The organism is Caballeronia sp. GACF4 (assembly GCF_023631025.1).
Classification (GTDB): Bacteria; Pseudomonadota; Gammaproteobacteria; order Burkholderiales; family Burkholderiaceae; genus Caballeronia.
In genome coordinates this window covers 63089-71540 of the sequence record NZ_JALQDW010000036.1, presented here as the reverse complement: position 1 = coordinate 71540, position 8452 = coordinate 63089, and the positions used below count along the sequence as shown (strand labels likewise).

10 protein-coding genes and 1 pseudogene are annotated in these 8452 nt (G+C 59.6%); 9 read left to right on the top strand and 2 right to left on the bottom strand.

What is annotated here, in order from left to right; all coding sequences use genetic code 11:
* Both NCR40_RS28770 and NCR40_RS28765 read right to left on the bottom strand, forming a co-directional pair.
* Window positions 1–188, bottom strand: a pseudogene (locus NCR40_RS28770) (Crp/Fnr family transcriptional regulator); the annotation flags it as partial.
* Between the two features lie 322 nt (window positions 189–510).
* Window positions 511–1011, bottom strand: a complete 501-nt coding sequence (locus tag NCR40_RS28765) for a hypothetical protein (protein WP_250511464.1) — start codon at window positions 1009–1011, stop codon at window positions 511–513.
* Window positions 1012–1258: 247 nt separating this feature from the next.
* Here NCR40_RS28765 and NCR40_RS28760 point away from each other — a divergent pair, with 247 nt between their 5' ends.
* The 9 genes from NCR40_RS28760 (at window position 1259) to NCR40_RS28720 (ending at window position 8445) form a co-directional block, all read left to right on the top strand.
* The gene (locus NCR40_RS28760; RefSeq protein ID WP_250469837.1) at window positions 1259–1561 is read left to right on the top strand and encodes a flagellar transcriptional regulator FlhD; all 303 of its coding nucleotides are present in this window, start codon (window positions 1259–1261) and stop codon (window positions 1559–1561) included.
* 2 nt (window positions 1562–1563) lie between these two features.
* Window positions 1564–2145, top strand: coding sequence for a flagellar transcriptional regulator FlhC (flhC, locus tag NCR40_RS28755; protein ID WP_244831767.1), 582 nt, complete (start codon window positions 1564–1566; stop codon window positions 2143–2145).
* Between the two features lie 107 nt (window positions 2146–2252).
* Window positions 2253–3149: a LysR family transcriptional regulator gene (locus NCR40_RS28750; protein ID WP_250511463.1), complete on the top strand. Its 897-nt coding sequence runs from the start codon at window positions 2253–2255 to the stop codon at window positions 3147–3149.
* Between the two features lie 97 nt (window positions 3150–3246).
* A complete protein-coding gene (locus NCR40_RS28745) occupies window positions 3247–4260 on the top strand; it encodes a succinylglutamate desuccinylase/aspartoacylase family protein (protein ID WP_250511462.1) in 1014 nt (337 codons plus the stop codon).
* A gap of 17 nt (window positions 4261–4277) precedes the next feature.
* The gene (locus tag NCR40_RS28740; protein WP_250469840.1) at window positions 4278–5636 is read left to right on the top strand and encodes an MFS transporter; all 1359 of its coding nucleotides are present in this window, start codon (window positions 4278–4280) and stop codon (window positions 5634–5636) included.
* Window positions 5633–6487, top strand: a complete 855-nt coding sequence (locus NCR40_RS28735) for an MBL fold metallo-hydrolase (protein ID WP_250511461.1) — start codon at window positions 5633–5635, stop codon at window positions 6485–6487. The genes NCR40_RS28740 and NCR40_RS28735 overlap by 4 nt, the downstream gene beginning before the upstream one ends.
* 159 nt (window positions 6488–6646) lie before the next feature.
* Window positions 6647–7210 (top strand): thioredoxin family protein, encoded by a 564-nt coding sequence (locus tag NCR40_RS28730; RefSeq protein WP_250511460.1) that lies wholly within the window; start codon window positions 6647–6649, stop codon window positions 7208–7210.
* A 110-nt stretch (window positions 7211–7320) separates the two neighbouring features.
* A complete protein-coding gene (locus NCR40_RS28725) occupies window positions 7321–7638 on the top strand; it encodes a DUF4148 domain-containing protein (protein WP_244831773.1) in 318 nt (105 codons plus the stop codon).
* A 111-nt stretch (window positions 7639–7749) separates the two neighbouring features.
* Entirely contained in the window at window positions 7750–8445 is a 696-nt protein-coding gene (locus NCR40_RS28720) for an anti-sigma factor family protein (RefSeq protein WP_250511459.1), read from the top strand.
* Window positions 8446–8452 lie beyond the last annotated feature (7 nt).

Genomic DNA, 8452 nt, shown 5'->3' with positions numbered 1-8452 from the left:
GTATGCAGAAGCGAGACGATAGCCGTGGTCGGGAAGTACACGTGGTGAATGCGTTGTCCGGAATCGCAAAGCAACTGTTCCGTGCGCAACTGGACGAGTTCGAGATGAGGAGCGATTGCTTGCCATTCTTGCGCCGGAAGCGCGCCCAACAAATGGTTGCCGTGCAGGTCTGATTGAAGGCTCAACATGATTTGACTTTTTGGTCTGTGCGCATTGCGCTGTGCTTTTTTCTGGCCACTTGAGGTTTCGTGATCGCATCTGACGGCGATCATCGAAACCTCAGGGCCAGCCCCGTAGCACCGTTAGCCGCTTGTTCGATTCCCGTTCGCGACTATTTACCGTGCTTTGTCATACATAAGCGAGAGGCGTGCCAGGAGCCCTCAATCCTCATACCAGCAAGGCGTCAGCCGGAATGTGCCGGGCCATACGAAGTGCGGGCGATGAAAAATGATTCAGTTTCGAACACGTTAAATCGCCGCTTAATGATCCTGCTTACATTTCAAGCGTCTTTCAGTGTTTCTCGAATACCGGTTTTAGCGTTTGCGCGCCTTTATCGGCCAGTGGTGCTTTTTTAATGGCAATGTTTTTGAGCCCGTTAAAGACTTGCTTCAAAATTGTTGCAGTGCTGCACGATAGATCGCGCTGAAACCAAGATAGGGAAGAACTAGACTGCAGGACGCCCCGCCGAGGCAGGCGGTGCAAGCAATTGCGGCATCTCGGCGGCCCGAGCGCCTTGAGGAGAAGGGATGACAAAAACCCGGCCAAAATTGTTGCATTGCAGATACCCGCTCTCGTTTTCGCCTGCCGACAACCTTCTGTGAAGAACCGCCGAATCACATCTGGATTCAAGTTTTGCGGAAACAATTCCGCCTCACGGGTGGTAACTCTGTCGTTTTCATACATCAGGCGAAAGAAATTTTTACGGAACATTTTGCCGAAAGTGACTTTTTCAACGATCAAAGGCCTGAGCAGCTTTTTCTTTAACCAGCGGAAATATTTACGATTGATCACACTAGAAGCGTCACTGGTGGACCTATATTCCGTCCATGCGAGAAGATTCTTTCGCCGGATAGGACGCCAATAAAGTATTTATCTTCTCTCCATAAACGTTTGCCTACTCAAAATAGTCCAATCGCAAAGGTTTGCCTCTGTAACATTGTGTTGCATGACAAATAGAATCGCCTCACAATCGGTTCCGTGCTCTGAAACAACTGATGTTTCCGACACTCCCCGTCACAGTCAACTTCGGTCCAACGCCATGACGCACGACAGCCAAACCCTCGATTCGATTCGTGAATTGAACCTGTCTTATCTGCTGCTTGCGCAGCGTGTGCTGACCGAAGACCGGGACGCGGCGCAGGCTCATCTCGGCCTGTCCGCCGAAATGGCTCAAACGCTGACGCAGTTGTCGCCCGATCAGACAGTGCGGCTGGCTTCGTCGTCGCAACTGCTGTGCTTCTTCCGCCTTGGCGGCGATGCGCTGCTCACGGGCCTCGCCAGTCTCACGGAACGCGCGCAAAGCGCTTCTGCCGCATCCAACGCATCGCTTCTGGTGGCCTGAACATGAGCACGACTGCATCGACGAAGAGTCTCGCCGACGACGCCAGCCAGGTGCTGCGCGCGGTTACGCTGATCAAACTCGGCGCACGCATGCAAGTGCTCGAGTCGGAGTTTCCGAAGCTCTCGCGCGACCGTCTCATTCGCCTCTATCGCGAAGTGAAGGGTGCTTCACCGCCCAAGGGCATGCTGCCCTTCTCCGCCGACTGGTATCTGACATGGGGGCCGAACATCCATGCATCCATGTTCGCCAATGTCTATGCGTTTCTCGAAGCCAACAGCCGCGAACTGGACCGCGTCGATCTCTTGAGCCGCGCCTATGGTCTTTATGCCGAGCATTTCACGATGCAAGGCGAGCCGCTGCAAATGGACCTGACGCGCGCATGGACGCTGGTGCGCTTCAAGGAAGCCGGCATGCTGCGCCTCGCGGGCTGCAAGCGCTGCCACGGCAAGTTCGTGGCGCACTCGCAGGACATCACGACCGGCATGGTCTGCGGAATCTGCCAGCCGCCGTCGCGTGCAGGCAAGACCAAGGCCGCAAAGGCCGCGCGCGAAGAAAGCGCCGCGTTGCAGGCGCGTGCCGCATAACACCAAGCCTTCTTCCAAGGTCATTCGCATCGCAGTTCCTCGGGCAAAGTGAGAGACTTCTTCGTGTCTCTCACCGCTCACATGGCCGTCTCACGCCCGACCAACACATGGAACTGCGCCATCTTCGTTACTTCATTGCCGTTGCCGAATTGCGCAGCGTGCGCGCCGCATCCGAGCATCTGCATGTCACGCAGCCCGCCATTTCCCGGCAGATTCAAGATCTCGAACAGACCATCGGCGCGACGCTTTTCGAACGCACGCCGCGCGGCCTGAAGCTGACCGCTGCCGGCATTGCCTATCTCTCCGAAGCACGCGCGATCCTCGCCCATGTCGATGCCGCGAACCGGCTCGCGCATCGCATTGCATCGGGCGAACAAGGACGTTTGCGTGTGGGTTTCGTCGAGAATGCATCGTGGAGCGGTCTCGTGCTGTCCGCGCTCAACGCGTTTCAGCAGAACGCTCGCGACATAGCGCTCGAATTGCAGCCGATGAACACGCCCGAGCAACTCGATGCCATCGCCGCCGAACGGCTCGAAGGCGGCTTTTGTTACCGCTTCGGCGCGCTGCCCGATGGCTTCGCCAGCATCCGGCTGCTCGAACAGAACGTGGTGCTTGCGGTGCCCGAGCAATGTCCGCTCGCCGCGCAAGCCAGGGTGCGTGCAAGCGAGCTTGCCGCGCTGCCGTTCATCGCGTTTCCGCGACACGTCTATGCGGCCTACTATGACCGCCTCATCTCCGCGTGCGCCGAGCGCGGTCTCACGCTGAATATTCGCCAGGAAGCCGCCACCGAAACCGCGATTCTCTCGCTCGTCGCGGCAGGCGTCGGCGCGGCGCTCGTAAATGCGGCCAATCGCGAACGTCCGCCCGCACGCGTGCGCTTCGTCGAAGTGGAGGACCTGTCGGTGCCGTTGCCGCTCGAATTCTGCTTTCTTGCGCAGCACGGCAGCGCGGCATTGCAACGCTTCATCGAACTGCTCGAAGCGCAAAAGCACCCTGAAGCGTGATGCCCTGAAGGCATCGCCCGCTGCAGAAAACGGCATTGGCCAGCAGATATTTCGTCGGCAATAGTGGATACGAACCTACTCGATTCGAGATCCGCTCATGTCCACTACAGCCTCGCTCATTGCAACCGATATCGACTACGAACGCCACGGTTTTCAGACCGGCACACTGCGTCTACCGTGGTCGCATGACCGTTCCGCATACGGTCATATCCCCATTCCGCTCGCCGTCCTGAACGCGGGCGACGGCCCCACGGTGCTTCTTACCGGCGGCAATCACGGCGACGAATATGAAGGCCCCGTCGCGCTGATGAAGCTCATGCAGCGCATGCCATCGCTTTCGATTCGAGGTCGTATCATCGTCATACCGGGGCTGAATTTTCCGGCGTTCGTGAATGGCTCGCGCACATCGCCTATCGACGGCGGCAATCTCAACCGGCTCTTCCCCGGCTCACGTCACGGCAAGCCGACCGAGATGATTGCGCATTATGTCGAGACAGAACTGCTGCCGCGCGCCGATGTCGTCATCGACCTGCACGCGGGCGGCGCGAGCTTCGAACATGCGCCGACACTGCTTGCATCGCCGCCATCGGGCGATGCCGCACGTCGCGCGCGCTATCTCGATCTGGTGCGCGCGTTCGGCGCGCCCTACACCATGATCATGGATCTGCTCGGCGAGGATCGCACCTTCGCAGCCGCGGCCGAACGCCACGACACGCTCTTCCTATGCGGCGAATTCGGCGGCCATGCCGGCTGCGACGCGGCGAATCTCGCTATCGTCGAAAGCGGTTTGCAGCGCGTGCTGCATCGCCTCGATGTATTGCACGATGCCGCGCACGATGCGCCGCCCAGGACGCGTTATCTACGCGTGGAAGGCACGCAGCATTACGTGTATGCGCCGCATGCGGGCGTCTTCGAACCCGCCTTCGCCTTGAACGACGAAGTGCGCTCGGGTCAGCTCGCGGGCCGTCTCTTCGATCCACAAGAACCGTGGCGCGCGCCGCGCGACATCGCATTTCGTGGCGATGGTCGCGTGATGTGTGCGCGCACCTTTGCCCGCGTCGAAGCCGGCGATTGCATTGCGCTTCTTGCCGCCGAAGCACCCCTCGACTGATTTCAAGGAGCATTCGCATGAGCGCTCATCCGCTTGCGTCGGCTTCTAACGCCGATGCCCCGCTCGACGTCCGTCATCCGCTGTACGTCGTGCTGTTGTTCTTCACGTGCTTCGCGTTTTCGTATCTGGACCGTCAGATCGTCAGCATTCTCGTGCAGCCGATCAAGCTCACGCTCGGCGTCACCGATACTCAAATCGGACTGCTGCAAGGCTTCTCGTTCACCATGTGCTATGCGACTGCGGGTGTGTTCGTCGCGCGTCTCGTGGATCGCGCTAATCGCGTCAGGCTAATCGCCATATGCGTCGCGATCTGGGCCATTTCCACGGCTCTTTGCGGCTTCGCGACGAGCTTCACCGAACTGCTGTTCGCGCGCGCGGGAACAGCCATCGCGGAAGCGGCGCTGAGTCCTGCGGCGCTCTCCATCTTCAGCGATATCTTCGCGCCGCGTAAGGTCGCGCGAGCGAGCAGCGTCTTCATGCTGGGACCGTATATCGGCGGCGGGCTTGCACTCTTCGGCGGCGGCATGCTGCTATCCGCCGCTGGCGGCGACGTGAGCACATGGCTCGCCGCGCATGGCTTTCAGCCGTGGCAAGCGGTTTTCGTGCTCGTCGGATCACCAGGACTCGTGCTGGCAGCACTCGTTGCCTTGACGATTCGCGAGCCGGCAAGACGCGAAGCCACGACTATCAGCATCGCCAATACGGATTTTGATGAGGCCCTGCCCTCGCTACGCGAAGTGCTCGCCGAACTGTTCATGCGCAATCGCTTCTGCGCACCGTACTTTGCCGCTTATGTCGCGCTCATCACGCTGTTCTATTCGCATGCCGCGTGGTTTCCCACCTTGCTCATGCGGCACTTTCATCTTGCGCCCGCCATGGTCGGAAAGATGGCCGCGCCTGCTTACATGACCGGCGGCATGATGGGCGTGGCGCTTGCTGGCATGCTCGCCGCGCGCGTCACCGACGAACGCACGCTACACAAAGTCCTCATGCTGTCGACATGCGCCGTGACCGCGCTGGTGCCCGCCGCCATCGCCATGCCGCTCGTGACCAACAGCACGCTCGCGATCTTGCTCTACGGCGCATGTGCGCTCGCCGCGAGCATTGCGATGGCGCTCGCCCCTGTGCCGCTGCAAATCGCCGTGCCTAATCGCATGCGCGGCCGTTCGATCGCGCTGCTCGTCTTCATGACCAATGCGATAAGCGGCGGCGTCGGTCCGCTCGCGGTAGGCTACCTCAACGAGCATCTCGCGGGTGCGCATGCCGGCTTAGGCACGGCGCTCGCCATCGTCGGCGGTGTATCCGCGCTTGCGAGCGCCCTGCTTTACGCATTGGCGACGACGCGCATTGCATCGACTACGAGGAAGAACGCATGAACACAGCGCTCGACTGGCGTCTTAATGAAATGCGGGTCACGCGTATCGACGAAACGGAATTTTCGTTAAAGGCCGACGTGCTGTTTCCCAACGAAGATTTGGCGAGCATCGGTTCGGACAATCAGCAAGTGACGCTACGCACACATCTATGGGTCGTCGAGATCGACGGGCTGACGCTCGTGGTGGATACGGGCATCGGCAACGGAAAGCCAAGACCCTTCAGTGCGCTATTCGACCGGCTCGACAACCCTGTGCTGCAGCGTTTCGAAGCGGCGGGCTTCGACCGGCATCGCGTGGACTATGTGCTGCTCACGCATTTGCATGTCGATCACGTCGGCTGGAATACGCATTGGGAGAACGGGCGCTGGACGCCTGTGTTTCCCAACGCGACTCATGTATTCGGCGAACGTGAGCGCGCGTTTTTCGACACGCCCGCGGGCGCACCGCGACGCATGGTGTTCGATGACAGCGTTGCGCCTTTGATCGATGCGGGCATAGCGCTTACCGTGCCGGACGAAGGCTCAATCCTTCGCGAAGGCATCCGCTTTTGGCCAACCTTCGGGCATAGCGCGGGACACATGGCGATAGAGATAACGTCCGGCAACAAGCGTGCGCTCTTCTCGGGCGATGTCATGCATAGCCCGTTGCAAGTATCAAGACCGCAGTTCGGTTCGACCTTCTGCCTTCGACCTGATCTTGCACGCGCTTCGCGCGAATGGCTCTTGAACCATGCAGCCGAGACGAATGCAACGGTCTTTCCCGCGCATTTCCCGATGACCTCAGCAGGCAAGGTGCAGCGCATCGGCGATGAATTCGCCTGGCGCTATCTTGCGTACAACGCGAGCCATTGAGCTTGCGCTAAAGCGTCGTCATGCCCATGCCTTGCGGATACGCTTCGTATCACAGCGTATCCGCATCCTGAAGCGACACACGCCGATTCATAACCACCACAAGCGAGATACACCGCCGCGATCCAATACGACCTGACATCGACTCCAAAGGAGTAAATCATGTTCAGTCGTTTCAGGATCGCCGCTGTTGCAGCCGGCATCGCGGGCAGCGCGGCGTTCGCGGTCTTCGCATCCACTCATGTCTCGTTGCCCGCTACCGCAACCGTAGCGAACGGTGCAAACGCGCCGGAATTCAAGGGTATCGACAACTGGTTCAACAGCGCGCCGCTCGATCTTAAGCAACTGCGCGGCAAGGTGGTGCTCGTCGAGTTCTGGACTTTCGACTGCATCAATTGCGCTCACACGCTGCCCTACGTGAAAGACTTGCATGCGCGCTATCGCAACAAAGGACTCGTCGTGGTGGGCGTGCATTCGCCCGAGTATGGCTTCGAACGCGATACGGGCAATCTCAGGAAAGCCATCGTTGGCAATGGCATTAAATACCCCGTTGCGCAAGACAACGAGTTCGCGACGTGGCGAGCCTATGGGAATCGATACTGGCCAGCTTTCTATCTCATCGATCAGAACGGCAAACTCGTCTATAGCCACTTCGGCGAAGGTCAATACGCGCAGACCGAGCAAAAGATTCGCGCACTGCTCGCACGTGACGACAAAGCGAAGTAACCAACCCTCAGTCAGCAAGCACGTTCATGCCGAAAATTCTCGGGAATAGATTCGCCGCAACGGTTGTTTGTCTACATGCAAGCCCATTAAACACGCTCAAGGAGCCGAACATGAACCTCGTCAAACTCGCCGCTGTATCCGCCGCACTCGTCCTCTCCTCAGGCGCTTTCGCGCAGAGCCTCACACGCGCCGAAGTCCGCGCACAACTCGTTCAGGCCGAGCAAAACGGCTCGCGACTCGTGGTCGATGCGTCGTATCCCGACGTCAGCCCGATCTATCAGAACCAGGTTGCGCATGCGAAGTCCGCGGATACGACCTCATACGGCGGCGCCGCGTCCACGAGAGACTCGGGCAACGCACGCATGAACATGAGCGCCTCGCAATGCGTGGGGCCCTACAGCTTCTGCCATATCTACGCCGGTTCCTGATGGCCGCAAGCTCGCCCGCCGCTGCATTCAAAAATATTTCGCGTCTTGCGGAATAAACGCGGCGTGGCGCTGTTTGCGTCATTGACCCGATCTTCGAACAGGCCCGCAATCGTGAATCCGCCCTCTGAAATGCGTCTATCCGAAGCCGATGTTCAGGCTTTCGCGGACGGCGTGCTCGCGTCGGAAAGGACCGAACGCTTGCACGCCTATCTGGCGCGGCGGCCGGATGAAGCACGCAGAGTCGTGTTTTACGATCGACTGAACGTGCAACTGCGTTCGATGTACGACGTCAGCCACGCTCAACCAGCATCGCGCCGTCCCACGATCGACCTGCGCTTCCGGTTACTCGCGGCGATCCTGGGGTGTTTCGCGCTCATGATCTCGGCGATCTGGGTCACCGTGCGCGTCCCTGATGAGGCGCTCGAACGCGCAGCTGTCGAAGCACTATCAATAGATGCACCGACAGCGACAACGCCCGTTCCCGCCGCTGCCGCGCCCGATCTTTCGTCGCTTGGATTTCGCGCTAACTGCATACGCAACGTGACGCTCGGCGCTTTCTCGACGGTCAGCGTGATCACGTATCGCAACGCCTTAAATGAACCGCTCGTCCTGCTCTCGATGCGCGCACCCGCGGCATCCATGCGAACGCCGTGGCAGGCGCATAGAATCGATGCGGCGCGCCTTCTCGAATGGACTTCGACCGCTGGCGTGCGCACAGTGGTGGGCGCTAGAGCGGGCACGCAAGGACTGATGCGCGCGGCCGACTTGCTGGCGAAGCAACAGAACATGCAAGGGAATGCCTCGTGAACGCCCG

Bases quoted from the DNA above. Each gene is read 5' to 3' on its own strand.
- NCR40_RS28725 (WP_244831773.1), top strand. From the start codon at position 7,321: ATGAACCTCGTCAAACTCGCCGCTGTATCCGCCGCACTCGTCCTCTCC.
- flhC (WP_244831767.1), top strand. From the start codon at position 1,564: ATGAGCACGACTGCATCGACGAAGAGTCTCGCCGACGACGCCAGCCAG.
- NCR40_RS28740 (WP_250469840.1), top strand. From the start codon at position 4,278: ATGAGCGCTCATCCGCTTGCGTCGGCTTCTAACGCCGATGCCCCGCTC.
- NCR40_RS28760 (WP_250469837.1), top strand. From the start codon at position 1,259: ATGACGCACGACAGCCAAACCCTCGATTCGATTCGTGAATTGAACCTG.
- NCR40_RS28735 (WP_250511461.1), top strand. From the start codon at position 5,633: ATGAACACAGCGCTCGACTGGCGTCTTAATGAAATGCGGGTCACGCGT.
- NCR40_RS28745 (WP_250511462.1), top strand. From the start codon at position 3,247: ATGTCCACTACAGCCTCGCTCATTGCAACCGATATCGACTACGAACGC.
- NCR40_RS28750 (WP_250511463.1), top strand. From the start codon at position 2,253: ATGGAACTGCGCCATCTTCGTTACTTCATTGCCGTTGCCGAATTGCGC.
- NCR40_RS28730 (WP_250511460.1), top strand. From the start codon at position 6,647: ATGTTCAGTCGTTTCAGGATCGCCGCTGTTGCAGCCGGCATCGCGGGC.